This is a genomic window from Streptomyces sp. NPDC002640, assembly GCF_053592575.1.
In genome coordinates this window covers 92,054-118,157 of sequence record NZ_JBSFVZ010000005.1, presented here as the reverse complement: position 1 = coordinate 118,157, position 26,104 = coordinate 92,054, and the positions used below count along the sequence as shown (strand labels likewise).

The window sequence follows — 26,104 nt, the reverse complement described above, 5'->3', positions numbered from 1 at the left end:
CGACGAACACCCGTTCGCAGAGCCGGTGTTGAGCTGATTCGGCTGTCGGTTGGCTGATCGCTACGCTGGCGTCGACGCCTGCCTGGCGAACACGCGCGGCGGGCGCTCGTCCGACATTCCTGCCCAACGAAGGTGCGCACCTGTGACCAGTACCGAGACCGTCTCCGACTTCTACTGCCACCAGGCGCTCACCGGCGCGGTCCCCATCGAGAAGGTGGCGGAGACTGATCGGGTGCTGGCCTTCCACCACACCAACCCGTCGTACCCGGTGCACATCGTGGTGATCCCCAAGGAGCACGTCCCCTCGCTCACCGACCTCGGGAACTCTGACGAGAGCCTTCTGCACGAGGTTGTCGCGGTGGTGCGGGAGGTGGCCGCCGGAGTGGAGAAGGAGTACGGATCGTGCTCGGTGAACACGAACCTGGGGCTGTACCAGGAGTCCAAGCACATGCACTGGCACCTCACCTACAGGGGTGAGAGCGAGGCGGAGATCCGCGACATGTACGGCAACCACGACTGACCTCCCGCTACCTGTGCCGGCCGGCCGCCCGCAGGACGAGGTCGGCGACGCGTTCGGCCGCGGCTTCCGGGCGCGGCCTGGCGCCCTGTCCGCCGCGGGGGGCGGCGGACAGGGCGGCGCAGGCGTGGACGAGGGCGCCAGGGTCGTCAGTCAGCTGCTCGTCGGCGACGACGCGGCAGCGCTGCGGGTGCTCGGCGGCGTAGGCGCGCGCGTTGTCGAGCTGGTCCCCGCGGCTGACGGAGACGGGCAGCGGTACCAGGACGGCGGGCAGCTCCAGGGCGGCGAGTTCGGCGAGGGTGGTGGCCCCGGCCCGGCCGATGACGAGGTTGGCCAGGGCCAGGGCGTGCGGCATGTCGTCGTGGAGGTACTCCAGCTGCCAGTACCCGGCCCGGCCGGTGAGCTGAGGTTCGAGGTTGCCCTTGCCGACGACGTGCAACACGCTGTACCGCTCGCACAGGACGTCGAGTTGACTGCGGACGGCGGTGTTGATGCGCTGCGATCCGCTGCTTCCGCAGAAGATCAGCAGCACCGGCTTGTCGGCGGAGACGCCGAGGCGCTCGCGCAGCACTTCAGGCTTGGCGTCGGCAAGGTCCGCGCGCAGCGGCAGCCCAGTCACCTGAGTCTTGTTGCGCATCCAGCGCGGCGTCGGGCCGGAAGCCGGGACGCTCAGGCAGATGGTGGTGGCCACCCGCCCCAGAATCTTGTTCGCCAGGCCCAGGGAGTGGTCGCTCTCGTGGATGACGACGGGGACGCGGGCGAGGGCGGCGCCGATGCCGACAGGCACGGAGACGTACGAACCCTTGGAGAACAAGGCGTCGGGCCGTTCGCGCCGCAGCGCCGTGAAGGCAGCGAGGATGCCCCGGGCGACGGTGAAGGGCATCAGCAGGTTGCCGGCGGAGCGGTGGCGGCGCAGCCCGGCCGAGGGGACGTGGCGGAATGGGATCCCTGCGCGCTGGGCGTAGTCGTGCTCGATCGTGTTCTCGCGTCCGAGGTAGACCAGCTCAGCACCACGGTCGCGGAGCTGGCCAGCGACAGCGAGGGCCGGAACGACGTGGCCGGCGCTGGCGCCGCCCGTGATGGCAATTTTCATCTGCACCATTCTGTGATCGTGGCGGTCCCGGCGACGCATCGAATTCGGTAGTGCTTTGCCGCATTGCGTTCGGTTTCTCGTTGAGTCGGGTCGGCTGGATTCGAACCAGCTCCTCGGTCACGCTTTGACCGTGCTCCGCCCTTGAGCTACGACCCGTTCGCTTCGGCGATGTTCCTCAAGCTAGAGGCCCCTGGATGGGTCGTCAACCGGTTCGGGAGATTCCAGCCAGAGCCTTTTCCAGGCTGATCATCTGGATTTCTTGTGCGGATTTCTCTATTTCGGCAGCGCTGATAGCGTCGCCTGTTTTCGCGGACTGTGGCGACGCTATTCGCTGTCTTCTGTGGGCGGATGTGCTGCTATCGGGCGGAGATGATCTGGTGGATCTGGCTGGATTCGGTGGTGGTGGTGGTGGTGCGGCCGGTCCAGCGGTCGAGGAGTTCGAGCTCGTTCGCCGGGCGGTGGGGGGAGAGGACGACGGTGTGGGGGAGGCCGAGGAGGCGGGCGTAGCGCAGCTTGTCTCCGGTCGGCAGCGGCCGGTCGTCGACGAGGACGCGGAGGCCTTGGGTGTGCAGCTGCTGGGTGAGCTTGTCGCCTCGTTCGCGCATCTCGGGCTGGTCGGCGCGCAGGACGGTGAGGTGGATGTCGGCGGGCCCGGTGCCGGGCTTCCATCGCAGGCCGTGGTGGTCACGGTGGAGTTCGGCGGAGGTCTGCAGGCAGCGGGTGATGCCGATTCCGGAGCAGGCCATCCACGGCGTGGCCTGCTGGCCGCTGGCGTCGGTGAAGGTGAGGTTCATGGGCTGGGAGTACTGGGTGCCCAGCTCGAAGACGTGGGCGACTTCGACGGCCTTGGTCTCGCGGTAGTGGCCTTCGCGGCAGCGGGCGCAGCGGCTGCGGTCGGCGGCGTGATGGAGGTCGGCGCCGTGCGGGGACAGGGCGGGCAGGCCGGATGTTCCGCTCCACTGGACGTTCGTGCGCAGTCCGTCGCGGCCGTCGGAGATCGAGAACCGCTCGAGGTCGACTGCGGATTGGTCGTAGAGCGGCAGGACGGTGTCCGCGGTGGCGGCGTCCCACGGGGTGAGCGTGCCGGCCTTCTTGCCGAGGAGCGCGGGGAGGGCGTCCTCGTCGAGGAGGCGGACGTGGACGGCTCCGGTGGCGGCGGCGACCTTACGGAGGCTGACCTGGAGGTCGGCGCGGATGGAGGCGGTGGCCGCGCGGCTCGTGCCGTCGGGGAGGGTGAGCGCGAGGGCGATGACGTTGACGATGGGGTCCCGAGGGGATGGCGGGGGTTGGGAGGCGATGACGGCGCCGTCACCCCGGTTACCGCAGTGGTCGCAGACGACGATCGTGCTCTGACCGGTGTCGGACAGCACCAGGTGCTCGGTGCTCGGGCCGGAGGAGATGCTGCCGCCGTCGGCGGATGCCTGGAAGACGCCGCTCAGACCCATGCCCGTCAGGGCGGCGGTGACGGAGGCGTTGAGGAATTCGACCGATTCGAGCATCCCTTCTCGGGAGGCGTCGAAGGTGTAGGCGTCGGCCATCACGAACTCGCGTCCGCGCATCAGCCCGCCCCGGGGGGCGATCTCGTCGCGGAACTTCCTCGTGCTGAGCGAGAGACGGACCGGCAGGTCACGGAAGGACTGCAGATGCTCGCGGATGACGGAGGTCGCGATCTCCTCCGAGGTGGGCGCGAGGCACATCTCCTCCCCTCCGGCGGAGGTGACGGTCAGCAGGGCGCCTTCCGCGCGGTAGGCGTCCCACCGGCCGGTCTCCTGCCACAGCTCCCGGCTCTGCAGCGTTGGCGCGGAGAAGGTGAGGGCGCCGTGCTCCTCGAACGCGCGCCGGGCGATGGCCGTCAGGCGGTCGTGCACGCGCAGGCCCAGCGGCAGGAGGGTGTGCACCCCTGTGGCTCCGGTGCGGGCGACCAGGCCCAGGTCGCGCAGCAGGTCGATGGTGGTGGCGGTCGCTTCACCGGTCCGGGGGCGTACCGGCGGCCACAGTCGGCTCGCGTACAGCGGTGTCTCGGTCACCGAAGACCCTCCAGAACGGACCGAGACAGCGCGGCCAGACCATCGGCTGTGCCCGCGATGTCGTGTCGGCGCGCGTTGGCGATCGCGTCGGTGCGCAGGGTCTGCCGCCGAGCCGGGTCGGCGGCCAGGTCGTCGATCAGGGCCGCCAGCGCGGTGGCGTCACCGGGCGGGTAGCTCAGTGCACCGGGGCCGAGGATGTCCTTCAGGCCCGGGAGGTCTCCGTACAGGACGGGCACACCGTGGGCCTGGGCCTCGACGGCGACCAGTCCGTACGCCTCCAACTGGCGGGTGGTGAACAGCTTGAGGTCGAAGTCCGGGAGGCGGGACCACAGTTCGTCTCGTGGGAGGAACGCCTCGAACCGCACCCGGTCGCCAAGGTCGAGTTCGGCGGCCCGGTGCTGGAGGGCCGCGAGTTCGCTGCCGCTTCCGATGACGGTGAGCTGGTGCGGTTCTTCGGTCAGGGCGAGGGCTTCGATCGCGGTCCGGGTGGACTTGTTGGCGTCCAGGCGGCCGGCGTGCACCAGCCGCAGTCGCCGGCCGCCACCGGGGCGTGCGAGGGGGGCTTCGGGCAGGGGGATACCCCACGGCACCACCTTCACGCGGCCGGTGTGGCGGCCGTCGGTGAGCCGGTCGACCTCCGAGGCCATCGCCAGGGTGGGTACGACGATGCGTTCGCTGGCGGTGGCGATCTCCCGAAGGGTGCTGAGGGCCTGGTCGTTCTCGGCGGCGGCGATGACGTCGGTGCCGTGGGCCACCGAGGCGATCGGAATCCGCCGGCGTCGTGCCCCGGCCGCCCGGGCGAAGGCGAGGGACAGGCCGAAGCCCAGGTGCTGGGCGTGGATGAGGTCGGGGCGGTGTGCGTCGAGGAGGTCGGCGACCTCCTCGGTCAGGTGGTCGGTGTAGGCGTCGAAGGCGGGGCCGTAGGGCTGCTTCGTGGCGCCGAGCAGGACGGTGTCGGTGAAGCCGTGCTTCCAGGTGCCGCTGCCGGGAAGGCCCACGAAGACCGTGCGGAAGCCGTCGAGGCGGGAGTAGACGTCGCTGCACCAGATGGTGGAGCCGCAGGACGGCTCCATGGGCAGGTCGATGCCGGTGAGGATCAGGGGGCGGGTCACGCCGCTGCTCCCTTCTGGCCGTGGGGGAGGTAGGTGTCGAACGAGGTGCGCAGCAGGGCGGCGGTGCCCGCCCAGCCCAGGGCGCAGACGGCGTCGATGACGGACATCCGCGGCAGGAAGCCCTGCCGCGGCCACGCCTGTCGGTAGACGGGGTGCCGGTCGTTGAACTCGTTCCAGACCACGTCGACGCCGTGAGCGGCGAGGGCGGTGGTGTCGAGGTACTGCCGGGTGCCGGAGCCTGCCCAGAGCACCGTCTCCTGGGCGTGGGCGCAGATGGCCGCCAGCCGCTCGGTCCTGTCCTCGCAGTCGATCTTCATCTCGGAGGTCAGCAGGATCCGGGCCCGGGCGCCGAGCGCCGTGGTGATCTGGTCGATCAGGGCGATGTTGAGGTCGACCAGCCACTGGTGGCCGGCGCCCAGGACGGGGCGGAGGACGTGCAGGGCCTCGTCGACGTGGGGGCTGCGGGCGTAGGCCAGGCGGATCTGGCGGAGCAGGACGTCCGGGTCGAAGGCGGGCGCGATGCGGATGTCGCGGATGAGCCGGCCCGCCGAGCGGGTCACGGGCACGGTGATCAGCTGAGGGCCGTCGGCGGTCTTGATCGTGTTGCGGTTCTGGTAGCCGCCGTCGGTGTACTGGACGGAGTCGTACAGCGCGACGGTGTCACAGCCGATGAGGGCCTCGCAGAAACCGAGCCACGGAGAGAACGGCGGTTGCTCGATGTAGATCACGAGCGGGGCTCCTTTCCCGCGGGGAAGGTGAGGGTGAGCAGGCTCGTCTCGAAGGTCTCGAAGACCCGGCCGTCGGCCGCCGCGGTGGGCCGCAGCCGCCAAGCGGCCTGCGCGGCCTGGTGCCGGGTGTACTCCTCGCCCAGGTACCAGCGGCCGGCCTGGCTCTGGTGGGCCTTGAGGGCGAGGACTTTGTCGTCGAGGAAGGAGGTGATGTCGACCAGCACGGTGGGGGTGAAGCCGGAGCGGGGAGCGTGGGGTGCGCCGTGCAGCACGGTGTGGCAGGACGGGACGCGGGTGGCCGCGTTCGCGGCGGCCGTGCCGACGGCGAGGTGGTCCTGGTGGTCGTTGGCCGCCCGCGGGCTGTGCGTGATGAGTACCGTGCACTGCCGGGCGGCGAGTTCGCGTTCCACGGCGGAGATCAGGTCCCGGTCCGGTGCCAGGGCGCCGTCGGGCAGGCCGAGGAACACGGTGTCGACGCCGGTCCCGGTCCAGGCCGCACGGACCTCGGCGGCCCGGTCGTCCTCGTCGAGCCGGTGGCCGGCGTCCGCGTCGGCCACGGAGACGCCGTTGGCGCCGTGGGTGACGACCACGACGGTGGCCGCCGCGCCGGCGAGCCGGGCCTGGCGCAGGGTGCCGTAGCAGAGCAGCTCTGCGTCGTCCGGGTGGGCGACCACGGCGACGACGTGCTCGCTGGGCCCGGCCAGCCGCTGGGCGGCGGTCACCGGTCGGCCTCGAAGTCCCGGTGGATTTCCGACGGGCGGGGGCCGTCGGAGCCCTGGTACTTGCCGTCGTACAGCGTGATCTCGCCCTCGGGCGTCCAGAAGGTCACCTGACCGATCAGCATTCCGGGGTAGACGCGGACGGGCTGGACGGCGTGCAGCTGGAGGGTGAGCTGCCCGTACGAGCCGATGTCGATCAGGTCGGCTGTGACGTGCACGAACAGACCGAGCCGGGCGACGGACGACTTCGCGCGGATGATCGGGGCGTAGTGTTCGCTGCCGATCCGCTCGACGGTGGAGCCCAGGTAGATGCGGTCCGGCAGGAGAACCATGCCGTCGTCCGGAAAGGGGTGCTCCTCGAACGGGTTCTCCCGCGCGCAGTCGAGGACGTCGTCGGTGTACCAGCCGATCCGCCCGCTCAGGTGGAAGTCGTAGGAGTTCGGCTGGAGCAGGGTCGGGTCGAAGGGGTCGATGCGGATGCCGCCGTCCTTGACGCGCTCTCCGATCTGCGGGCCGGTGAGGATCACGCGGCCACCTCCTGCCCGGTCAGCGCCGCGTGCGCGACCGCGCCGGGCAAGGGGCTCGGCGCCCACGGCGCCGGGTCGCTGATCCGGCCGTAGTGCCCCTGGTACGGCATCCGGTCTCCGGTGGGGCGCCAGAAGGACACCTGCCCGATCCGCATGCCGGAGTAGACCCTGAGGGGCTGGACGACGGTGATCTCCAGGGTCCAGCAGTGCTCGGCTCCGAGTTGGCCGAGGTCGGCGGAGATCTGCAGGAAGCAGCCGAGCCGGCCGACCGAGGAGCGCCCGATCAGGCTGGACACCCGCTCGTTGCTGCCGATGCGCTCCACCGTGTTTCCGAGGTAGACCACCCTGGGCTGCAGGACGTAGCCCTCCGGCGGGAGGACGACGGTGGTCGTCTCGGGCTCGCGGCGGGGGTCGGCCGGGGCGCTGGTGAGGGCCTTCAGGGTGTGGCCGAGGCGGTAGTTGTAGCTGTTGGGGTTCAGCAGCTCGGGGTCGAAGGGGTCGATGGTGATATCGCCGGCCTCGACGGCCTCGCGGATGGCGGTCTTGGTGAGGATCACAGGGCACCCCCGAGCGGCGCGGCGCCGACGTACGTCTGCTTCAGCAGCCGCCGCACGTCCGCGGACAGGTCCCCCTGGCCCGCACCGAGCGGCATCCGGCCGTGGGCGTAGCGGTGCTGGTCGAAGACGAGCAGCTGCCCAGGCTGGAGGCGGCACGTCGTGCGCGCCGCGTACACGGCGTCGACGAACCGACCGAACGCGGTGGCCACCGGTACGGGGTCGTCGTCCTCGGTGAGCTCGCCGCGCTCCAGGTGCGGCTTCATCTTGGCGGTGAACCGGACCGGCGTCGTGCCGTCGAGCCGGGCGGGCAGCACGGCGAAGGTCTTCAGGCTCTCGCCGACGCCGTGGACGTCCCGGTCGGCGAAGTACGAGAAGACGGAGCGGCCCAGAAGCCGGCGGTCGTCCTCGCCCAGGGCGTCGGCGGCCTGCCACAGGTCGGCCAGTGCGGAGGCTCCTCCTCCATGGGGGTCCTGTCGCACGCAGTACAGCGCGATGTAGCGGGGGAGGCCGTCGCGGTCGACGAGGTCGACGTGGAGGCGGTTCTCCCCGACGCCGTGCGTACGGCCGGGGTCGGCGTCCTCGCGGACGGACAGGTCGCTCCAGCAGCCGTCGCCGGGGTAGACGGTCAGGATGGGGCCGAGGCTGGAGAGCAGGCTGAGGCTGAGCTCGAGGTTCCGCTCGTGCTCGGCGCCGGGGAAGGTGACCAGGGCGCGGCCGGCGCCGGGGCCGGTGAGGGCCTCGGCGAAGTGGCGCGGGGCGGACGGGCCGTGAGTCAGGTCGCGGCCGTCCAAGGTCAGCAGGTTGGTCATCGGGACTCCTGAGCGAGGTCGATGAGGAGGTCGTGCAGGGAGCACGGCGGGTCGAGGGGGCGGAAGGCCACGGCAAGGCGCTCGGCCAGGTAGCGGGTCGTGGCGATGCTGTGCGGGCCGGCGGGCGTCGTAGCGGACGCGGTGACGTCCTCGCCCAGTTCTCGGGCTCGGAGGATGAGGTCCTCGACCTGGTGGCCGGCGTTGAGGACGACCAGTTCGCTGTTGAACGGTGCGCAGCGGAAGAGATCTCGTCGGGTCACGGTGCCCGGCAGTCCGCCGCGCAGGGTGTACGTGTTGAGCAGGAAACTGCCGGTGCCGGCTGCGGCGAGGCCCCGGCCGACGAGCTTGCGGGCCACGCTGTCCCGGTCGGGCAGGGGTTCGTGCAGGGCACCGAGCCGTTCCGCGCCCCAGGCGGAGAAGCCGGCGAGGTCCTCGTCCAGACGGTCGTCGAAGTCCCGCGCGCCGTCTGCGTTCAGGTGCTGGCTGATGCTCTCCAGCCCGTTCCCGCCGATCCGCAGGCGGAGCAGCCCCTTGCCGGAGGCGGGCGGCTTCGTCACGTGACGCGATCCGTCTGCCCAGTGCGACCACGGGGAGTGGCAGTGGGCGGCGATCACCGTGTCGAGCGGCCAGCCGGCTTCCTGGTCGGCGACGTCGTTGAGGAAGCCGCTGTGGCTCACTCCGATGACGATCTCGGCACCCTTGCGGCGCAGCGTTTCCGCTTCGGCGGCGATCAGGTCCGCGGTGGGAGGGCGGAAGTCGAAGCCGTCACGCTCCTCCTTCGGGATCGCCTCGAATGCCTGTGCACCGAGATAGCCCACGATCCCCACCACGCGGGTGCTGCCCCGGAGCGTCAACCCGCTGACCCACCTGCCCCGAAAGGCGGCGGGCGGGCGCAGGTTGGCGCACACGACCGGCGGGAAGCCGAGCGGATCGGTCAGGCGCATCAGATCGGCCAGGTCGTGGTTGCCGGGCACGACGACGTCGTACAGCTCCGCCAGGAGTCGCTGCTCGACCCTTCCTTCGGAGAAGGCGTAGAACGCGCTGCCGGAGAAGAAGTCGCCGGCGTCGATCACCAGGGCGCCGTCCGCTTTCGCGCGGCGGACAGCGCCCAGTGTGGCCCGGCCGTCGGGGAGGGCGGAGTGGAAGCAGCCGGTGGCGATCAGCTCCTGCACGGCAGGACCTTCTCGATGGTCACCACGCGTAGGACCGTCGGCGCCTCCGGCCAGAAGTCGGACCGGGAGATCCCGTCCACTTCCTCGACCTCCAGCTGATGGTCGGTCTCGGACGCCAGGCGGTCGGCGGCGGCGCACGGCAGGACCACGAGACCGCGGGTCACGGCGGGGAAGCTGAGCACGTGCTTGATCAGGGCCACCGACAGCTCCGGGTCGAAGGGCATGATCGACACCAGAACGCCGCGCTCGCCGACGCCGTGCTCCAGGTCGACGTGGCGGACGTCCCCGATGGTGAGCCGAGCCCTGCTGCCGAACTCGGCCAGCTGGCCCGTCAGCTGCTGCCGGAGACGTTCGTCCTTCTCGATGGCCCAGAGGCGGTGGCCGGCCAGCGCGATCGTCCTGGACAGCGTGCCCAGCCCCGCGCCCACCTCGATCACGTGGGCATCGGCGGGAATGTCTATGGCGCCCAGGAGGCGGCGGGCGGTTTCCGACGAGCGGAGGAAATGCTGACCCAGCTCCGTGCGCGTCAGGAAGCCGCGCGCGGCGATCTCGTCGGCCTCCACGACCGGCGGGAGGGTCGGTGTCTGCTGCATCTGCGGAGTCCCTTCAGGATGCTCCAGGCGGCGCCGACGTAGGTACCGCAGGGGCGAAAGAAGCCCTCAACCGCCAGCACGACGAGAGCGTGGCGGGAACCGGGGTGCGGGACAGTCGATCCGAGGCGGCCGTTGCGCCGCTAGGTCCTCACGCGTTGCGGTATCCGCGCAACGGCCGTGCGCTGTGGCGACGAGGGTCCGCTGACAGCCGTGTCGCCGACAGAAGTGGACTGGAACCCCGAGAAGTTGGGCTCTCTGGGGGGCCGGCCTCGTGTTCGTTGCCTGTTCCGAGGTGGCTGCTCGGGCACCTCGTGCGGCGTCGTGACCTCGACGGTGTTGCGCCTGTACCGCAACACCGCCCGATGCAGACGGGAGGCGTGGCCAGACCGTAGGGTGCGGCTCTGCGCGTCGGAGAAGGGGGAGTAGGTGAGCCGTCTGGCGGGCGTATCCGTCCTGATCACTGGGGCCACGAGCGGGATCGGCCGCGCGGCGGCACTTGAGCTTTCCGCACTCGGGGCCCAGGTCGCCTTGGTGGCCAGGAGCAGGGCAGCGCTGCGGGCCGCCGGCCTTGCCGTGGCCGAGCGAGGGGGCACCGCCATCGAGGTCGTGGGAGACGTCACCGACCCGGCCTCCGCTCGCGACGCGGTCGAGCACGCTGCCGCCGAGTTCGGCAGCCTGGACATCCTGGTGAATTCGGCCGGCACCGCTGCCCTGGGCCCGTTCGTCGACGGCGCCGCGCATCAGTGGCAGGCCATGGTCGAGACGAACCTCCTCGGCGCCCTCTACACCGCTGGAGCGGCCGTCGAACACCTCAAAGCGGCCGCTACCGGGCCGCGTCGAACCGCGGACCTGATCACGATCGGGTCCGTCGCGAGGTACGCGGCCAAGGCGGGAACGGCGGTGTACGCGGCCACGAAGAGCGCGGTCGCCTCCTGGAGCGAGGGCCTGCGACAGGAACTGGAACCGCACGGGGTGAGGGTGGCTGTCATCGAGCCTGGTCTCGTCGACACCGCGCTGACCGCTGGCCTGCTGCGCGGGGACCGTGCGGCGCTCACCGCGCAGGATGTCGCCGACGCCATCGCGTACATGGTCACCCGGCCCCCGCACCTTGCCGTCACACAGGCAGTTCTCCGGCCGATGGGCACGCGCCGCTGAACCCTCCGGGGGCACCCTCGGCTGTTGCGCGACAACCGCGACACCGCCACCTCTATCGGCGCAACACCCGGCCGGGATGCACTGGCCGTGGCCGCAGGGCGCATATGCCTGCACGGCCACATTCCGTCCTGATCAGCGGTTCCACCGAGTACGGAATCGCCGGCTGGTGTGCACAGAAGGGCTCTTCCCGCGCATGAACGCCACTGTGGTCACCCACGAGATGGGGCGCCGCATCTCCGGTCACCGCGACCGGTTCCAGGATCTGTTCGAGGCATATTTCCGCTCGCTGCGTGGCAGTTGGGATGCGCCGGAGCTCAGCCGGTTTGCTCCTGAGGCCTTGGACCGCGTCGAGGAACTGGCGCTGCGCGGAGGCAAACGGCAGCGCGTCGCCTTCGTGTACGAGGCGATGAACCTGGTGCCCGGAACGGGTCGTCAGGATGCGGTCGACACGGCCGCGCTGAGCATCGAGCTGCTCCAGGCCCACCTTCTCATCCACGACGACATCATCGACGACGCCCCCACGCGTCGCGGCGGCCCGTCCACCTACTACGCCTACCGCGACGCGATCCCGGACCGACCCCAGCACGCTCTCGGGCTCGCCATGCTCGTGGGCGATCTCGCCCTGACGCTCTCCTTGCAGGTGATCGCCGACGCCGCCCTCCCCGCGTGGATGGCCCAGTCGATGACGCAACTGCAGCTCAAGGCGGCCACCTCTACGTTCCTCGGTCAGATCTTCGACCTTGAGCGCGACTTCCTCGGCGTTCCGGACGAGGACCTGCTGCATTCCGTCTGCGACTACAAGGCCGCCCGTTCCTCCGCGCTCGCCCCGCTCCAGCTCGGTCTGCTCGCAGCGGAACAGGACCCCCGCGAGCACGACGAGAGTCTGCGCCGCTACGCCTGGGCCTTCGGCGTCTCGGGACAGATGCGTGACGACTATCTGAGCCTGTTCGGCGACGAGAAGGTCACCGGGAAGCCGGCCAGCGCCGATGTCCGCGACGGCCGGGTCACCTACCCGATCCGCATGGTGCTGCTGGCCGCCTCGCCCAGCGAACGGAAGGTGCTGGAGTCGGTCCTGGGCCGGCCGGATGCCTCGGAGGTGGACGTGGACAACGTCCGGCAGATCATCCGCGACCACCGCGTCGACCGGTCGCTGCTGACCGCCATGCGCCGCTACGCCGACCTCGCCAGCCGGGAAGCGGCCACCTGGGCCGGCTGGGGCGAGGCCGAATCCGTGGCGTTCTTCCGGGACGTCCCCGTCTGGGGCATCGAGCGTCTGCTGTGAGTACCGTCCCGAGCCACGTCGGCATCGTCCTCGACGGCAACCGGCGATGGGCGCGGCGGCACAGGCTGTCGCCCTCCGACGGTCACCGGGTCGGCTTCGGCAAGATTCCGCAGGTCCTGGCGTGGTGCGAGGAGGCGGGCATCTCCTTCGTGACCCTGTGGATGCTCTCCACCGACAACCTGCGCCGCGGCAGGGAGGAGGTGGACGCCCTGATGGAGATCATCACGGCCGCAGCGCTCCAGCTGGCGTGGTCGCAGCGGTGGCGCATCCATCATCTGGGTGACGCCGAGCTTCTTCCTCCGCATGTCGCGGCCGCCGTGCGACACGCTGAGATGACCACTGCTGAGGTGTCGAACAGGCTGACTGTGAACCTGGCCATCGCCTACGGAGGCCGCAGCGAGATCACCGGCGGCATCCGCCGCCTGCTCGCAAACTGGGCCGGCGAGGGGATCTCGCCGGGTGAGGCGGCCAAACGGATCACTTCAGAAGACCTCCACCAGTTCATCAGCCGCGGCCAGCCGGACCCCGAGCTCCTCATACGGACCTCCGGTGAACAGCGAGGCAGCGGATTCCTGCTCTGGACCGCCGCCGATGCGCGGCTGTGGTTCACCCGCACCCACTGGCCGGACTTCAGCCGGGACGACCTGGCCCGGGCCCTGGCCGAACACCGGAAGGCATACCTATGACCCCTGGATCCGCCATCTCGTTCCTGGGCGTGGACGGCTCGGGCAAGTCCACCATCGCCCGGGCCTTGCGCGAGGAACTGGCAGCGGCCGGCAGGAAGGTGCGCATTCTGTCGCGACGCGACTACCTGCGTGACCAGCCCCAAGGGCACGTCGCCGACGTCAATCGGGCGCTCTACGACGCGGGGCTGCGCTCGCTGTACTCCTTCGCCCGCACCGACGAGGGGGAGGCGCTCGGGGAGCTGCTCCCCGGCCCGTCGGGAGACCTCCGCGACACCGCGTTGGAGCGGAAGCTGAACGCGGCCCGCATCAGTGCCAACGACCCGCAGGCCATCACCGCCGCCGCCTTGAGCGAGATCGCCGGCAGCCTCGTCTACTACACCAGCGTCGTCCGGCCCGAGCTGGACCGCGGCACAGCGGTGATCGAGGAGACCCACCCGCTGAAGATGGTCACCAAGCTGTGCCTGATCGCCTCCCAGATCGCGTCCGATGAACGCCACGGGCGCGCAGCCGTCACCGCACTCCGGTCGGCCACCATGGTCCTGGCCCCCGACCCCTTCCGGGACGTGCCGGTCCTCGTGCGGTGCGACCCGCAGCGCGCGTACGACCGGCTCATCGCCGCGCGCGGCGGCCTGGGCGTGCTGGAGCACCATGGGCTGGCCGGCCGCGGCACCGGACGGGAGGCGTACATGGACCTGATGGTCCGGGTACAGGAGGCCTTCGAGGACGTGGCGCAGAGCTGGCGGTGCGTCGTGGTCGACAGCGACGACGAGGACCAGGACCGCTCAGTGAAGCGAGCGATCGAGACGATCCTCGCCGACCCGCGCACCGCGCATCTGGCCTGATGTCAACGGCCGTACCGGCGCTCGCGGGCCGCATACGACCGCAGGGCGCGCAGCAGGTCGATCTGCCGGAACGCCGGCCAGAGGACCTCGACGAAGTGGACCTCGGCGTAGGTGGACTGCCACAGCAGGAAGCCGGACAGCCGCTGCTCACCGGAGGTGCGGATGATGAAGTCGGTGTCGCGCCCGGCCGAGGAGTACAGGTGCTCGGAGATGTGCTCGATGTCGAACCTGTCCACCAGCTCCATCGGGTCGCCACCGGCGGCGGTGTGCTTTTCGAACGCGGCCTTGACCGCGTCCACGATCTCCCGGCGGCCGCCGTAGCCGACGGCGACGTCGACGCGCATCCCGCCCCGGCCGGTGGTCTGCGCGGCAGCGGCCTTCAGCTTCTGCGCGCTGTCCCCGGGCAGCAGGTCCAGGGCTCCGATGATCTCGATCTCCCACGGGCCTGGGACCGCGCAGATGTTCTGGACGGTCTCCTCGATGACCTCGAGCAGGGGGCCGAGCTGCTCGGCGGGCCGGTTGAGGTTGTCGTCGGAGAGCATCCACAGGGTCACGTGCTCGAGGTCGGCTTCGACGCACCAGCGCAGGAAGTCGCTGACCTTGGCTCCGCCCATGCGGTAGCCCTCACGCGGGTCGGAGTGCCCCTGTCCGCGGGCCCAGCGGCGGTTGCCGTCGAGCATGATCCCGACGTGCGCGGGCCGGGGCGCGCCCTTCAGCTTGCCGGCCAGGCGCCTGACGTACACCTTCTCCAACGCCGACCGGACGGCCTTGAGCGTCACGCCGCTCCCCTTCGCTGTTCACCCGCACTGCCAGATCAGCGTCACCGTATCGCCATCCTCACCGGCCCGAAGCAGGTTCGATGCTGACACCCACAATTCTCGCCACCGCGCTCGACGCGATCGACTGGAACCGGCCGCGTGCCTGCGCGAAGGCCAGCGGGGAGCTCCTGGGCGCCCTGGCCGAGGACCGTGCCCTGCTGACCGAGCTGGTGTGCTCCCTACGGGACGACCCCGCCCGGCAGCGGAGGTGCGAGACCAACCCGCTGGTCGACCGGCTCGTCCTGGCCGAGGATGCCACCGGGGCCGACCAGTGGCAGCTGCGTCTGCACGCGTTCCCCATGGGTGAGCTGGAACTGATCCCTCACGACCACAAGTACCCCTTCGCCGTCCGCGTCCTCCACGGCGGCTACCTCCACACGTGGAACCGGCGCACTGGCCAGGCCCAGACAGGTCCGTTCACCTCCGCCGACCTCGCGGCCGGCACCGTGACCGTCGAAGGGCCGGGCAGCGGATACCTCCTCTTGCACTCCCTGGTCCACCAGACGGCCGTCCTCCCGGGCTCGGTCACCTTCTTCTTGCGCGGCCCGGCGCGCCAGAGCCGGTGGCACTCGGCATCCGACCTGCACGACCTGCACCAGGACGACCAGGGACGCCCGGTCCGTGACGACACCCGCTATCGGCGCTCCATACCCATGTCCCCCGCCCAGCTCCAGAACCGCATCGCGGATCTGGCACGTCTCGGCGTCATCACCACAGAGAGGTTCGCCCGCACGTGACCCGCCTTGCCCTGCTTGCGCCTGTGACCGCGCTGCTCGACCAGAGCAGCGCTCCCTCCGACGTCCCGGACAGCCCCGACATCCTCCACGGCGGCTGGCTGCCGTACGCGGCCCGCCAGGTCCTCACCCTGATCGCCGGCGCGGGCACCGCCAACGCCGCGGGATCGTTCACCGGGAACGGCCACGCCCAGCTCCTCCTGCACCACGAGGACGACGTGGCCCTCTACCTTCGGACCCACGCCGACGGCACGCCCGCTCCCGCCGAGGCGGCCGAGAAGACCGTCACCCTCACCCTGGCCGGCACCCACTACCTGGAGTGCTTCCGCCATCGCGGCGACGCCGAGGCCGATCACCCCTGGTACCTGCGCACCTTCCAGCCCGAGAGCATCTACGCCTGCCACCCGGGAACCCTGCGTACGACGGAGACCAGTCCGGACGGCATCCAACTGGTCGTCGCCCGCGCCCCTCTGGCGCCGCAAGGGCCATCTCTCGACCCCGATGCCTACCTGCAGAGGCTCACGGCCGCCCAGGCCCTGATCACGCCCGCGCTCACCGGGCGCGAAGCGGCCACGGAGGTAAGTGCGCGATGACGACCGCCGCCCCGAGCTGGCTCGACGACCTGCCGGCCATCGACGACACGGACCTGCGGGCCAGCCACCGCGCCCGCAGCGAGATCCTCGAACGCCTCGGCGCCGACCAGACGCTGCTGACCCGCCTCGTCCACGAGATCGAGCACGACCCGCACCGCCTGGCCGAGAGCGAGATCCACCCGCTGATCAACCGGCTCGTCCTCTACCAGGACGACGCCCGCGGGCTGCAGATCCGCCTGCACATGTCGCCCGGCAGCAGCGAGTTGGTGCCGCACGACCACAAGTACTCCTTCACGGTGAAGATCCTCAAGGGCGCCTACATCCACGTGTGGCGGCGCCGCACCGGCACCAGCGAAGGAGAGTTCACCGCCGCCGACATCGAACCGGGCGTCATCACGATCGAGCGCCCCGGCTCGGCGTACACCCTCGGGCACCCGATGATCCACCAGACGGTCATGCTGCCCGGGACGGTCACCCTGTTCATCCGGGGGCCGCGCGCCAAGAGCCGGTCCCATGCCGCGCTGGACATGCTGCCCGCCGCCGACGACTGGCCGGAGGCCTCGCAGGCGGGCAAGCCCAAGCACGCCCGCGGGCAGCGCCCGGTCACGATGGACGAGTACCGCGCCATGCGGCAGCAGCTCGTCGACCAGGGCGTCATCAAGGCGGCCTGAACCTGGGCGCAGTCCATGGCGGGGGTGTTGCGGAGCCTGCGCAACACCCCCGCGCCTCCCTCTCCACCCACAACAACGTCACTCTTCGAGCCGAATAGGATACGTATTGTGACTGAGCGAGATGCATTGGAATGGAACCTGGTCGGCGAACGACCGGAGCCGGCCGGCTTCCTGAAGGTCGGATGCCGCACCTACCGCTACCCCGACGGCCGCGAGGGCGACTGGGACATCCTCAACGGCCCGCGGACCGTGGCGCTGGTGGCGCTCACGGACGACGGCCGCGGCGTGCTGGTGCGCCAGTTCCGCCCCGGCCCGGGCAAGGTTCTCAAGGAGCTGCCCGGCGGCCTGGTCGGGCCGGACGAGCGCGTCGAGGACGCCGCGGCCCGCGAGCTGCTGGAGGAGACCGGCTTCGAGGCCCAGTCGCTCACCGTCGTCATGCAGACCTACCTGGCCTCGTACGCCACCCACGTCCGCTACGCGGTCCTCGCCCAGGGCTGCCGCAAGGTCGCCGAGCCCCGGCCCGACGGCGACGAGTTCGTGGAGCCGCTCACGGTGCCACTGGAGGAGTACGTGGCCCATGTCCTGGGCGGTCAGCTGACCGACGCGGACATGGGCCTGGCCGGGCTGGTGGCCGCCGGCCTGCTCAAGCAGACAGTTTGAACGCCGGCCCGCCGAGCGTCCGGGTGAGCAGCTCGGCCGTCTCGGCGGGGGCTTCGATGTAGAGGCGAGTGCCCGGTTCGGTGCCGGAGGCGCGCACGGCGATGTGGCCGTGCGCGCCGTCGTCGTAGTGGGCGACCTCCCCGGCGATGTCGGCGCGCCAGGTGGGCAGCAGTCCGGGCAGAGCACGCAGCACATCGGTGAGCGGGACGGGCGTGGTGTGGACGAGCTGGGTGTGCGGATGGGCCTGGCGGACGTCCTGGATCGCGTCGTCCAGGTCCTCCAGGGAGGCGAAGGTACGCAGGAGGGTGGTCAGGGCGGTGAGGGCGTCCCGCTCGAAGTAGCCGTCCGGGCCGGTGACGTGGACGAGCGCGCCATTGGGCTCCAGCGCCAGCGTCGGGACGGGCTGGACGCGCCATGCCGCCACGAGGTGCTTGAAGCCGACACTGGTCTCGGTGACCTTGAGGCCGGGCTGCGCGCGTCTCGCGGCGCGCAGGGCCATGCGGGGGGCGACGTGGGTGGTGATCAGCCGCTTCACCGGCAGTCCCGCGTACAGCAGCGCGGCGGCCTGTTCGGCGCTGGGGATGTAGCCGGAGCGGTGGGTGAACAGCACAAGCCGGTCTCCGTCGCCGTCGGTCATCGCCAGCAGGGCCCGCTCGCGGTGGGCGAGTTGGTCCAAAAGGGTGCGCCCGGCGCGTTCGGCGTGGACGCGGGGGACGGGGTCGGGGCTCTGCCCGGCGAAGAACGGCAGCGGACGCCCGCGCAGGACCCGGATGCCGGTCAGGCGCCCCGCGAGGACGCCGACCGCGCCGTGGGCGGCGTCGAGGAAGACGTCACCGTCGAAGGTTCCGGCGACTGTGCTGAGCGGGTCGCCGACGGCACCGACGTAGGGGCTGAGGACGTCGGTGCGCTGATGGTGGCGCACCTCCAGCAGGCCCGGGTCGAGGGCAGCGTCTACCGGGGGCTGGGGCCAGGGGATGCCGTGCCCGGAGCGGTCGCGGACCTTGATGCCGATGTATCCGGGCGGGTTGTGGCTGGCGGTAACGACGACGGCCGCGGTCAGGTCGGACCGGCGGTGCACGAGGCTTCCGAACGCGGGCGTGGGCCCGGGCGCCGACGCCAAGTAGGTCGTCAGCCCGTGGTGGGCGAGCAGGTCGGCAGCGAGGTGTGCGACTTCGCGGGCGCCGGCCCGGGCGTCGTGCCCGATGAGGACGTGCTCGCCCAAGGCACCCTGGGCGGCGCAGTGGTCGAGGGCGGCGAGGAGCTGCGGTTCGGCCCAGTCCGGGCCGGGACGGCCGCGCCAGCCGTCGGTGGTGGTGGCGAGGGAGCGCATCGAAGAAGGTCCTTCTACAGATGGGAAGCGGCCGGTGGGCGCAGCAGCGCCGACAGGTCCGCGTCGGGCGGTTGGAGCGAGGCGAGCCAGCCGTCGAGCCGGGCGGGCCGGGTCCGGGCAAGGTCGTTCCCGGCGGTGTCGTGGACGGTGCCGCCGGCCGCGGCGACGGCGAGGACGGCGGCCGGGTAGTCCCACGGTGCGGCGCCGCTGCCGGGCCGGGGCAGGTAGACGGCGGCTCGGGCGCGGCCGAGAGCGACGAAGGTGATCTTCACGCTGGCGGTGGCGACGGGGTGCGCGGACCAGCCGGTCCCGGTCAACCGGGCTTGGACGGCGGCCACGTGGCCGGGGCTGGTCAGGACGGTGCGGGGGCCGTGGTGAGGCAGCCGGGTCACGTCTCCGGTGACGTGGAGGAGGCCGGGCGCCGCGCTGACCCGGATGTCGTGGGCGGGAAGGTCGATGACGCCTTCGGCCGGGATGCCGTCGCGGATCAGGCAGATGGCGATCGCGTAGTCGCTGCTGCCGGCGAGGAACGGCGCGGTGCCGTCCAGCGGATCCACGAGCAGGCACTCGTCTGGCAGTTGGGGGATCTCGGCCAGGCCCTCCTCGGCGATCACCGGGATTCCCGGGAACGCGCGGGAGAGCTCGGTGGTGAGGCGGTCTTGCAGGGTGAGGTCGAGCTCAGTGACGACTTCGCGGCCGCCGTGGACACTCGCCTTGTCCCGCCCGGGGGCCGGTGCCGCGCGGAAGCGGGCGATGTCCTGGCGGCAGGTGTCGAGGGCCGGGCGCAGTGCACGGCCGAGTCCCAGATCCGCGCCTGCCCTCGGCTCGGACGGACTGGCACGCCGCGCGGTCACGGCCGGCTCCCCGGGATGGGGCCAGCGTGCACGGGCATGGCCCGGCCCAGGGCCGCGAGCGCCGCCGGATCCCGCCACAGGCCGAGCAGGTGCAGCAGGCCGGGCCCCGGAACCGCGGCCACCCGAGGAACGACACCGACCCCGAACTGTGCGCGGGCCCGGCTGAGGAACCGCTCGCGCAGGACGTCGGAGTGGAACAGGGAACCGGACAGGACCAGGGCGGGCGGCGTCGCTGCGGCTAGTCCGACGGCTCGGCAGACCGCCTCGGCTCCTTCGGCCAGCTCCCGGGCAGCGTCGTCGAGCAGCCCGCCGGCCACCACATCGCCGGCGCGGGCCGCATCGAGCACGAACGGCGCGAACGAGGCGACGTACGGCTTGCGGGCGGCGTCCCCGTGTACGGCGTGGAAGAGGGTCTCGCCGAGGGAGGCGTCCGCGCCGGGGCCAGGCGGGCACCACCGGCGGGCGGCGTCGACGAGCGCGGTGGCGGGGCCGCGGCCGTCCTGGGACCGGACGACGGCCCGCAGGGCGCGGGCCGCCAGGTCGTGACCGCCTCCTTCGTCGGCCAGCAGCCACTCCAGTCCGGAGGCTCGCGCCCAGCGGTCGCCGTTGCGGGCGGCAAACCCGGTGCCCGTGCCGCAGATCACCACGCACAGGGGACCGTCGCCGTCGAGCAGCAACGGCACGATGTCGTTGGTGACCAGCACCGGGACGGGCGGGTGGCCGGCGGTGGCGAGCGCCCGCCGGATCAGGGCGGCGAACTCGTCTGCGCAGGCGCGGGTGGAGGCGGCTCCGTGGGCGGCGACGACTCCCCGCAACGGTCCGGTGCGGGGGAGCGCGCGGACCAGCCCGGCCAGGGTGTCGTGCGCCTGGTCGTGGCCCACGGAGCGGGGGTTGGTCGAGGGCCCCTCCCGCTCGGCGACGACGGAGTCGAAGGTGGCCAGGGCGGCCCAGGTACGGCTCCCGCCACCCTCGACAAGCAGCCAGTACGGATCGGCGTCGTCGGTCACGGGCGGGCCGCCAGTTCGGACACGGCCTTGTCGTAGGAGGCGCGGTCGATGTCGTCGGTCACAGTGCAGTGGCCGGGTGTGCGGGGCAGGACGAGGTGGAGCGGGCCTCCGCGGACGCGGCGAACCGTGTCCATCCCCTCCCAGGTGCGCTCCCGCATCGCCTCCGGCAGTGCGGCGGGAAGCCGGTAGGCGTCGAGGAGACGGAGAATCCGGTCCCGTTCGGCCAGGGTGGTGACGCCGGCCAGGTGCGCGTGCGCGGCCGCGGCCGCCATGCCGACGGCGACGGCTTCGCCGTGCAGGACCCGGTAACCGGTGGCGGCCTCGTAGGGGTGCCCGATGCAGTGGCCGAGGTTCAGCAGCCGCCTCAAGTCGCCCTGCTCGAACGGATCGTCGGCCAGGAGGCGGAGCTTGGCGGCGATGGCAGCGCGGACGATCCCCGTCAGCGCCTGGCCGGTCGGCAGCTGATCGGGGTGCTGCTCCAGGACGTGGAACAGGTCGTCCGTGTCGTCGATGAGCGCCACCTTGATGACCTCGGCCAGACCGTTGCGGACGTGCCGCTCGGGCAGCGTGCCGGTCAGCAGCGGGTCGACGAAGACGGCCGCGGGGTGGTGGAAAGCTCCGAGGAGGTTCTTCGCGCCGTTGTCGTCGAGTCCGCCCTTGCCGCCGATCGCCGCGTCGACCTGGGCGAGGACCGTGGTGGGCAGCAGTGCGTAGGGGATGCCGCGCATGTACCCGGCGGCGGCGGTGGTGGCCAGATCGCACACCATGCCGCCGCCTACCGCCAGCAGCAGGGTGCGGCGGGAGGCACGGTGGTGGTGCAGGGCGCGGACCAGGGCGCTCAGCCCGCGCGGGGACTTGCTCGCCTCGCCGGCCGGGACCGGTACCACCTGGAAGGGCCGGCCGGTGGACAGGACGGCGGCGGTGACGGCGCCGAGGTGGTGCTCGGCGGCGCCGGTGTCGACGGCGATCACCACGTCGGGGCTGTCGAGCCGCTCCAGGACGTCGGTGAGAAGGCCGGTCAGGCGGGTGAGCAGACCGTCGTCGACGTGGACGGCGTAGTTGTCGATCCGGTGTGCCCTGACCAGGATCGGGCCCTGGTCGAGGAAGGACAGACCGAGGTGTGAGGAGGTCATGCCAGCTCCTTGAGGATCCGGTCGACGAGCGCGTCCGTGGTCAGTCCGGCCGCCTCGTACAAGGCGGCCTGCGGCCAGCCCGCGATGCCGTACGTGTCGACGCCGATGGCCAGAGCGCCGTCACCCAGCAGAGACCCGAGGACGCTGCTGGGCGCATTGTGGATGCTGACGGCCCGCACCCCGGGCGGCAGGAACTGGGCGCGCTGTTCGGCCGTGAGGCGGGAGAAGCGGCTGGTGCTGAAGACCTCGACCACCCGGACGGTGTGGCCGTGGGCGTGCAGCTGCTCGGCGCTCTCCAGGGCCCGCTCGCGGAGCGCGCCAGCCGTCACCAGGACGAGGTCGGGGGCGTCGGCGTCTGCGAGCGTCCAGGCACCGGCGTTGGTCGGGCGGGTGGCGAGGTCGGTGAGACTGTGGCGGACGGGCACGGCCTCGTGCGGCAGCCGCAGGTAGGCGGGGCGGCCGCAGGCGAGGACTTCGGCCGCCAGGAGCTTGGCCGTGTTGATGTCGGCGGCCTCGAACAGCTCCAGGCCGGGGATGGCGGCGAGCGCCGTCAGGCAACCGTCGGACTGCACCATGGGGCCGAGCGGGTCACCGAGGCCTCCGGAGGTTCCCACCAGCAGAACGGGCAGTTGGGGGAAGGCAATCGACTCGCGGATCTGGTCGAGCATCCGCCAGTAGAAGCCCTCCATGGAGAACAGCACCGGCCACAGTCCGGCGCTCGCCGCGCCGGCGGCCAGGGAGGCCGCGTCCTGCTCGGCGATGGCGCACTGCAGCACGTCCGCGCCGGGGGTGCCCCACGTCCAGGACCCGACCTGCTCCATCCGCGCGAGGAGGCCGGAGTTGCGGATGGCGTCGGGGGCCATCCACAGCAGGGGCAGCCCGGCGAGCTCCTGGGCGAGATCCCCGCCGAGAGCCTTCTTCGCCACGACCTCGGCGCCCTCGGAGTGCCCGGCGAGTCGGCCGAGAAGCTCGGCGCGAGAGGGCCGGACCGGCGCGGTCACGGCCGGGCGGATACCGGACGAGACACGGGCCCGGGCGGCGTGGGGGTGGTGGCGGTCGATGACGGCCAGGGCCGCCTCGATGAGCGCACCGGTGTCCCAGGCGGGCAGGTGCTGCTCCTCGACCTCTGCGGACAGGGTGTTGGAGCCCTCGACCTCCTCGGCCAGGCCCCGGCCCTTGATGGTGTTGAGGATGAGCGCGGTCGGCCGGTCCGTCTCGGCGCGCAGCTCCTGGGCGATGGCGCCGATGTCGTGTCCGTCCAGGCTTACCGCGCGCCAGCCGAAGGCGGCGAACTTCTCGGCCCACTGCGTGCGGTCGAGCTTGATGACGCTGCCGGAACCGTTCGCGTCGACGAGCGCCACCAGGTTCTTCAGGCCGAGGCGGGAGGCGGTCATCGCAGCCTCCCACACCTGGCCCTCGGTGCACTCGCCGTCCCCGAGCACAACGAAGGTCCGGGTGCCGAGGCCGTCGCGCCGGTCGGCGAGCGCGGTACCGACCCCGAAGGACAGGCCCTGGCCGAGCGCGCCGGTGCTCATCTCCATGCCCGGCACGCTCCCGCGGACCGGCATGCGGGGCACCGGGTGGCCGACCTGACCGAAGCCGGTCGCCTCCTGCCACGTCATCTGGGGCATCGCGCCGAGGGTCCACAGCGCGGCATACCAGCTGGCGGCGGCGTGGCCCTTGGAGTAGATGAGCCGGTCGCGGACCTGGCCCGCCGCGGCGAGCGTGGTGGCGCCGGAGAAGTACAGGGCGGTGATCGCCTCGACCGAAGAGGAGGCTCCGCCCGGGTGCTTGTTGGCGGCGAAGACGAAGGCGCGCAGACCCTGCGCGACGGTCGTCAGGTCCTGCTGGGCCGGCTGGGACTGGGGTGAGGTACGCATCAGGAGGTGTCCTTGGGATAGGAGGCCGCGGGCGTGATGCCGTGCGGCGCGGATGGTGGGGCGGTGGTGAGGCGGGAGCGGTCGAGCTTGCCGCTGGCCAAGGTGCGCGGCAGCGCGCCCACGACCATCAGCCGGAAGGGGACGGCGGCCGCCGGGAGCTGGTCGAGGAGGGCCGCACGCAGGCCGGCGGGAATCCGGTCGTAGCCGGCGGCGAGCATCAGGTGCGCGGTCAGGCGCGGCGGCGAGCCGTCGACGCCGGATTCGGCTGTGACGGCGGCCTGGTCGATGCCGGGCTGGGCCTCGAGGGCCGCTTCGACGCCGTGGAGGTGGAACCGGACGCCGTGGATCTTGATCTGGTCGTCGCTGCGGCCGTGGAAGTGGAGCAGGCCGTGCTCGTCGACGCTGCCGAGATCGCCGGTGCGGTAGGTGACCTCGCCGTCAGGTCCGAAGGTGAACCGGGCGGCTGTGAGGGCTTCTTCACCGAGGTAGCCGCTGGTGCCGTAACTGGTACGGATAACGATCTCGCCCACCGTGCCCGCGGGGGCGCGCACGCCGGGCGGGTCCTCGACCCATGCTTCGCTGCCGGGGATCGGGCAGCCCAGCGGCTGGATGCCGGGCACCGGATGGTCGACCGGGTGCCAGCAGCGGATGAGGGTGGTCTCGGTCGGCCCATACTGGTTGACGATCACGCCCCGGTAGTCGAGGTGGGCCCGCCACCGGCGGATAAGCGTGTCGGTGAGCGGCTCGCCGCTGAACAGCACAGCCCTCAGCCGCGGCAGACGCATCCCCTCGGGCGCGAAGTGCAGCCAGGCGCGGGCGACGGTCGGCACCGTGTGCACCAGCGTGGAGCCGGCATCGGCGAGCCACGCCAGGACGTCGCCGGGCGGCAAGGGCCCTGGCGGGGGCAGGCACAGACGGGCCCCGGACGTGAGCGGAAGGAGCACCTCTCTCAGGGATACGTCGAAGCCGACCCCGGCCAGGTGCGGGACCCGGTCGTCCGGCGTGACGCGCAGGGTGGCGGCGAGCCACGGCAGGAACGCGGCAAGGCTTCGGTGACGGCCCAGGATCGCCTTGGGCTCCCCGGTGCTACCCGAGGTGAAGAACACGTACCCCGCCTCCGTCGGCCCCGGGGGCGGCACCGGGCCCAGGGCCGGGCGGGAAGGGCACGGCCCCCCGGAGACGGACAGCACCGGGACACCGGGGAGGGCGCGGGCGTCGACGTCCCCGGCGCGCAGATCCCATCCGGCTCCGCTGCGGGCGAGCATGCCGGTACGGGCGGCCGGGGAGAGCGCGGGGTCGAGGGGGAGCAGGATGCAGCGGTTCGCCAGCACCGCCACCCACGCGGCGGCCAGGGGCAGACCCCGGTGCGCGGTGACCGCGACGACCTGCCCGGGGCCCACCCCAGCATCCCGGAGGTCGCCGGCGACACCGGCCACGGCGTGCTCCAGCTCCCGGTAGGTCCACCGGCGCGCCCCCTGCTCCACGGCGACGGCGTCTGGCGTGCGGGCGCACCAGGCCAGGACCTGCGCGGCGACGGAGGCACTCGAGCCCGTCATCGTTCAGCCGCCAGCCGCAGCAGCACGTCGCGCGCCCGGCCCGGGTCGCCGACGATCTCCTCGGTGACCCGGCAGCCGGCGTCGACACGAGCGCCCGGCAGTACGAGGGCACCGTCGACGTGAGCTCCCGCGCCGATGCGGGCGTGCGGCCCGATCACGGCCGGGCCAGTGAGACAGGCATCCGCGGCAATCTGGGCGCCTTCACCGATCAGGACCTGTTCACCAACGTGAGCGCTCGGGTCGATCCGAGCCCCGTCGCCGAGAGTTGACGCCACCTCCAGCGGGGATGCCCCGACGACGGCCTCCTGGTTGCCCGTGAGGAGCTTGGCCGGGGTGCCGATGTCCCGGAGGTAGATCTCGCCCGCGTCGAACAGGCCCAGGGGCAGACCGGCCGCCGGCAGGGCGGGCAGGGTCTGGCTTGAGAAGTCGGTGAAGCCGTGCGCGGGTATCCGATCGAGGACGTCCGGCCCGACCATCCACGCTCCGGTCGATCCCAGCAGGCGGCCGGTGCTGCCCGGTTTGAACCGGTAGGCGGTGGCGGTGCCCGGCCGGGCGGGATCGGGCACGAGCACGTCTCCGGCCCACTGGGCCCCGTCCCGCACGACGGCGGCCACGGTCACCGCTGCGCCTACCGAGTGGTGGTGACCGATGAGGCGGGCGAGGTCGACCGAGGAGACGATGTCGGCGGGCACCACGAGCACCGGTCCGCCGTCGAAGAAGGATGCCTGCTGGCGCAGGCATCCTCCGGTTCCCGCCGCGGCCGCCTCGGGCAGCCACCGCACCGGCGTTCCAGCCGCGGTGCTGGTGCCGATGATCCGCCGGTAGAGCGTCATGTCGGCCACGGGGACGATCACCCCGGTCTCCTCGACGCCGGCGCGGTCCAGGTGGTCAAGTACCCACGAGAGGACCGGCCGGTTCGCCACCGGGGCCAGTGGCTTGGGCAGCGTGGGCGTGAGCGGCCGTAGGCGGCTGCCCTGTCCGCCGGCCAGTACGAGAGCTTTCATCGGTGCGTCCTTCCCCCAGCGCCCGCGCGGCGGTTCGCTCCAGGA

The 26,104-nt window shown here is 71.8% G+C and carries 27 protein-coding genes and 1 pseudogene; 9 read left to right on the top strand and 19 right to left on the bottom strand.

Translation table 11 applies throughout. From position 1 onward, the window contains the following. Nucleotides 1–142: 142 nt before the first annotated feature. Entirely contained in the window at nucleotides 143–520 is a 378-nt protein-coding gene (locus tag ACWD3O_RS08895; RefSeq protein ID WP_332757146.1) for an HIT domain-containing protein, read from the top strand. Between the two features lie 7 nt (nucleotides 521–527). On the opposite strand, the gene ACWD3O_RS08890 is transcribed toward ACWD3O_RS08895, so the two are convergent. The 11 genes and pseudogenes from ACWD3O_RS08890 to ACWD3O_RS08840 form a co-directional block, all read right to left on the bottom strand. Continuing rightward, nucleotides 528–1,610 (bottom strand): UDP-N-acetylglucosamine--N-acetylmuramyl-(pentapeptide) pyrophosphoryl-undecaprenol N-acetylglucosamine transferase, encoded by a 1,083-nt coding sequence (locus ACWD3O_RS08890; protein WP_332757145.1) that lies wholly within the window; start codon nucleotides 1,608–1,610, stop codon nucleotides 528–530. 85 nt (nucleotides 1,611–1,695) lie between these two features. Next, nucleotides 1,696–1,766, bottom strand: a pseudogene (locus ACWD3O_RS08885). A 200-nt stretch (nucleotides 1,767–1,966) separates the two neighbouring features. Continuing rightward, on the bottom strand, nucleotides 1,967–3,637 hold the full coding sequence (locus ACWD3O_RS08880; protein WP_451415336.1) for a proline--tRNA ligase: 1,671 nt from the start codon (nucleotides 3,635–3,637) through the stop codon (nucleotides 1,967–1,969). After that, complete coding sequence (locus ACWD3O_RS08875) at nucleotides 3,634–4,749, bottom strand: glycosyltransferase family 4 protein (protein WP_451415335.1); 1,116 nt, start codon at nucleotides 4,747–4,749, stop codon at nucleotides 3,634–3,636. Before ACWD3O_RS08875 ends, ACWD3O_RS08880 begins: the two co-directional genes overlap by 4 nt. Then, complete coding sequence (locus ACWD3O_RS08870; RefSeq protein WP_332757142.1) at nucleotides 4,746–5,477, bottom strand: WbqC family protein; 732 nt, start codon at nucleotides 5,475–5,477, stop codon at nucleotides 4,746–4,748. Before ACWD3O_RS08870 ends, ACWD3O_RS08875 begins: the two co-directional genes overlap by 4 nt. Next, nucleotides 5,474–6,199 (bottom strand): PIG-L deacetylase family protein, encoded by a 726-nt coding sequence (locus ACWD3O_RS08865; protein WP_332757141.1) that lies wholly within the window; start codon nucleotides 6,197–6,199, stop codon nucleotides 5,474–5,476. The genes ACWD3O_RS08870 and ACWD3O_RS08865 overlap by 4 nt, the downstream gene beginning before the upstream one ends. After that, entirely contained in the window at nucleotides 6,196–6,723 is a 528-nt protein-coding gene (gene dcd, locus ACWD3O_RS08860) for a dCTP deaminase (protein WP_451415334.1), read from the bottom strand. Before dcd ends, ACWD3O_RS08865 begins: the two co-directional genes overlap by 4 nt. Next, entirely contained in the window at nucleotides 6,720–7,280 is a 561-nt protein-coding gene (locus ACWD3O_RS08855; RefSeq protein WP_451415333.1) for a dCTP deaminase, read from the bottom strand. The genes dcd and ACWD3O_RS08855 overlap by 4 nt, the downstream gene beginning before the upstream one ends. After that, nucleotides 7,277–8,089: a TauD/TfdA family dioxygenase gene (locus ACWD3O_RS08850; protein ID WP_451415332.1), complete on the bottom strand. Its 813-nt coding sequence runs from the start codon at nucleotides 8,087–8,089 to the stop codon at nucleotides 7,277–7,279. The genes ACWD3O_RS08855 and ACWD3O_RS08850 overlap by 4 nt, the downstream gene beginning before the upstream one ends. Continuing rightward, nucleotides 8,086–9,261 carry a metallophosphoesterase gene (locus ACWD3O_RS08845; protein WP_451415331.1) on the bottom strand — a complete coding sequence of 392 codons (1,176 nt, stop codon included), beginning with the start codon at nucleotides 9,259–9,261 and terminating at the stop codon, nucleotides 8,086–8,088. Before ACWD3O_RS08845 ends, ACWD3O_RS08850 begins: the two co-directional genes overlap by 4 nt. Further along, entirely contained in the window at nucleotides 9,249–9,854 is a 606-nt protein-coding gene (locus ACWD3O_RS08840) for an rRNA adenine N-6-methyltransferase family protein (protein WP_332757136.1), read from the bottom strand. Before ACWD3O_RS08840 ends, ACWD3O_RS08845 begins: the two co-directional genes overlap by 13 nt. Nucleotides 9,855–10,280: 426 nt before the next feature. Here ACWD3O_RS08840 and ACWD3O_RS08835 point away from each other — a divergent pair, with 426 nt between their 5' ends. From ACWD3O_RS08835 to ACWD3O_RS08820, 4 genes are all read left to right on the top strand, one after another. Further along, the gene (locus ACWD3O_RS08835; RefSeq protein WP_451415330.1) at nucleotides 10,281–11,009 is read left to right on the top strand and encodes an SDR family oxidoreductase; all 729 of its coding nucleotides are present in this window, start codon (nucleotides 10,281–10,283) and stop codon (nucleotides 11,007–11,009) included. A 193-nt stretch (nucleotides 11,010–11,202) separates the two neighbouring features. Then, complete coding sequence (locus tag ACWD3O_RS08830; RefSeq protein ID WP_332757134.1) at nucleotides 11,203–12,291, top strand: polyprenyl synthetase family protein; 1,089 nt, start codon at nucleotides 11,203–11,205, stop codon at nucleotides 12,289–12,291. Next, nucleotides 12,288–12,977, top strand: coding sequence for a polyprenyl diphosphate synthase (gene uppS / locus ACWD3O_RS08825; RefSeq protein ID WP_332757133.1), 690 nt, complete (start codon nucleotides 12,288–12,290; stop codon nucleotides 12,975–12,977). The genes ACWD3O_RS08830 and uppS overlap by 4 nt, the downstream gene beginning before the upstream one ends. Next, nucleotides 12,974–13,819: a hypothetical protein gene (locus ACWD3O_RS08820; protein WP_451415329.1), complete on the top strand. Its 846-nt coding sequence runs from the start codon at nucleotides 12,974–12,976 to the stop codon at nucleotides 13,817–13,819. Before uppS ends, ACWD3O_RS08820 begins: the two co-directional genes overlap by 4 nt. A gap of 2 nt (nucleotides 13,820–13,821) precedes the next feature. Here the strand turns inward: ACWD3O_RS08820 and ACWD3O_RS08815 are convergent, their stop codons facing one another. Continuing rightward, nucleotides 13,822–14,598 (bottom strand): isoprenyl transferase, encoded by a 777-nt coding sequence (locus tag ACWD3O_RS08815; RefSeq protein ID WP_332757131.1) that lies wholly within the window; start codon nucleotides 14,596–14,598, stop codon nucleotides 13,822–13,824. Between the two features lie 80 nt (nucleotides 14,599–14,678). On the opposite strand from ACWD3O_RS08815, the gene ACWD3O_RS08810 reads away from it, so the two are divergent. The 4 genes from ACWD3O_RS08810 to ACWD3O_RS08795 all read left to right on the top strand — a co-directional run bounded on the left by ACWD3O_RS08810 (nucleotide 14,679) and on the right by ACWD3O_RS08795 (nucleotide 17,295). Continuing rightward, complete coding sequence (locus tag ACWD3O_RS08810; RefSeq protein ID WP_451415328.1) at nucleotides 14,679–15,374, top strand: hypothetical protein; 696 nt, start codon at nucleotides 14,679–14,681, stop codon at nucleotides 15,372–15,374. Continuing rightward, complete coding sequence (locus ACWD3O_RS08805; RefSeq protein ID WP_451415327.1) at nucleotides 15,371–15,964, top strand: hypothetical protein; 594 nt, start codon at nucleotides 15,371–15,373, stop codon at nucleotides 15,962–15,964. The genes ACWD3O_RS08810 and ACWD3O_RS08805 overlap by 4 nt, the downstream gene beginning before the upstream one ends. Continuing rightward, nucleotides 15,961–16,635, top strand: a complete 675-nt coding sequence (locus ACWD3O_RS08800; RefSeq protein WP_451415326.1) for a hypothetical protein — start codon at nucleotides 15,961–15,963, stop codon at nucleotides 16,633–16,635. Before ACWD3O_RS08805 ends, ACWD3O_RS08800 begins: the two co-directional genes overlap by 4 nt. Nucleotides 16,636–16,743: 108 nt before the next feature. After that, entirely contained in the window at nucleotides 16,744–17,295 is a 552-nt protein-coding gene (locus ACWD3O_RS08795; protein ID WP_451415325.1) for an NUDIX hydrolase, read from the top strand. On the opposite strand, the gene ACWD3O_RS08790 is transcribed toward ACWD3O_RS08795, so the two are convergent. From ACWD3O_RS08790 to ACWD3O_RS08760, 7 genes are read right to left on the bottom strand one after another with little or no spacing between them, the layout of a single operon-like run. Then, entirely contained in the window at nucleotides 17,279–18,625 is a 1,347-nt protein-coding gene (locus tag ACWD3O_RS08790) for a hypothetical protein (protein WP_451415324.1), read from the bottom strand. The genes ACWD3O_RS08795 and ACWD3O_RS08790 overlap by 17 nt on opposite strands. Nucleotides 18,626–18,639: 14 nt before the next feature. Further along, nucleotides 18,640–19,479: an inositol monophosphatase family protein gene (locus ACWD3O_RS08785; RefSeq protein WP_451415323.1), complete on the bottom strand. Its 840-nt coding sequence runs from the start codon at nucleotides 19,477–19,479 to the stop codon at nucleotides 18,640–18,642. Further along, nucleotides 19,476–20,486 carry a BadF/BadG/BcrA/BcrD ATPase family protein gene (locus tag ACWD3O_RS08780; RefSeq protein ID WP_451415322.1) on the bottom strand — a complete coding sequence of 337 codons (1,011 nt, stop codon included), beginning with the start codon at nucleotides 20,484–20,486 and terminating at the stop codon, nucleotides 19,476–19,478. The genes ACWD3O_RS08785 and ACWD3O_RS08780 overlap by 4 nt, the downstream gene beginning before the upstream one ends. Then, nucleotides 20,483–21,619, bottom strand: coding sequence for a 3-dehydroquinate synthase family protein (locus ACWD3O_RS08775; protein ID WP_451415321.1), 1,137 nt, complete (start codon nucleotides 21,617–21,619; stop codon nucleotides 20,483–20,485). The genes ACWD3O_RS08780 and ACWD3O_RS08775 overlap by 4 nt, the downstream gene beginning before the upstream one ends. After that, a complete protein-coding gene (locus ACWD3O_RS08770) occupies nucleotides 21,616–23,499 on the bottom strand; it encodes a transketolase-like TK C-terminal-containing protein (protein ID WP_451415320.1) in 1,884 nt (627 codons plus the stop codon). The genes ACWD3O_RS08775 and ACWD3O_RS08770 overlap by 4 nt, the downstream gene beginning before the upstream one ends. Next, a complete protein-coding gene (locus tag ACWD3O_RS08765; RefSeq protein ID WP_451415319.1) occupies nucleotides 23,499–25,055 on the bottom strand; it encodes an AMP-binding protein in 1,557 nt (518 codons plus the stop codon). The genes ACWD3O_RS08770 and ACWD3O_RS08765 overlap by 1 nt, the downstream gene beginning before the upstream one ends. Beyond that, entirely contained in the window at nucleotides 25,052–26,059 is a 1,008-nt protein-coding gene (locus tag ACWD3O_RS08760) for a sugar phosphate nucleotidyltransferase (RefSeq protein ID WP_451415318.1), read from the bottom strand. Before ACWD3O_RS08760 ends, ACWD3O_RS08765 begins: the two co-directional genes overlap by 4 nt. Nucleotides 26,060–26,104 lie beyond the last annotated feature (45 nt).

What these genes read in the sequence shown, in the direction of transcription:
- ACWD3O_RS08890 (WP_332757145.1), bottom strand. Translation starts at nt 1,610, where the DNA reads ATGAAAATTGCCATCACGGGCGGCGCCAGCGCCGGCCACGTCGTTCCG.
- ACWD3O_RS08850 (WP_451415332.1), bottom strand. Translation starts at nt 8,089, where the DNA reads ATGACCAACCTGCTGACCTTGGACGGCCGCGACCTGACTCACGGCCCG.
- ACWD3O_RS08840 (WP_332757136.1), bottom strand. Translation starts at nt 9,854, where the DNA reads ATGCAGCAGACACCGACCCTCCCGCCGGTCGTGGAGGCCGACGAGATC.
- ACWD3O_RS08830 (WP_332757134.1), top strand. Translation starts at nt 11,203, where the DNA reads ATGAACGCCACTGTGGTCACCCACGAGATGGGGCGCCGCATCTCCGGT.
- ACWD3O_RS08820 (WP_451415329.1), top strand. Translation starts at nt 12,974, where the DNA reads ATGACCCCTGGATCCGCCATCTCGTTCCTGGGCGTGGACGGCTCGGGC.
- ACWD3O_RS08810 (WP_451415328.1), top strand. Translation starts at nt 14,679, where the DNA reads ATGCTGACACCCACAATTCTCGCCACCGCGCTCGACGCGATCGACTGG.
- ACWD3O_RS08800 (WP_451415326.1), top strand. Translation starts at nt 15,961, where the DNA reads ATGACGACCGCCGCCCCGAGCTGGCTCGACGACCTGCCGGCCATCGAC.
- ACWD3O_RS08790 (WP_451415324.1), bottom strand. Translation starts at nt 18,625, where the DNA reads ATGCGCTCCCTCGCCACCACCACCGACGGCTGGCGCGGCCGTCCCGGC.
- ACWD3O_RS08775 (WP_451415321.1), bottom strand. Translation starts at nt 21,619, where the DNA reads ATGACCTCCTCACACCTCGGTCTGTCCTTCCTCGACCAGGGCCCGATC.
- ACWD3O_RS08770 (WP_451415320.1), bottom strand. Translation starts at nt 23,499, where the DNA reads ATGCGTACCTCACCCCAGTCCCAGCCGGCCCAGCAGGACCTGACGACC.
- ACWD3O_RS08765 (WP_451415319.1), bottom strand. Translation starts at nt 25,055, where the DNA reads ATGACGGGCTCGAGTGCCTCCGTCGCCGCGCAGGTCCTGGCCTGGTGC.
- ACWD3O_RS08760 (WP_451415318.1), bottom strand. Translation starts at nt 26,059, where the DNA reads ATGAAAGCTCTCGTACTGGCCGGCGGACAGGGCAGCCGCCTACGGCCG.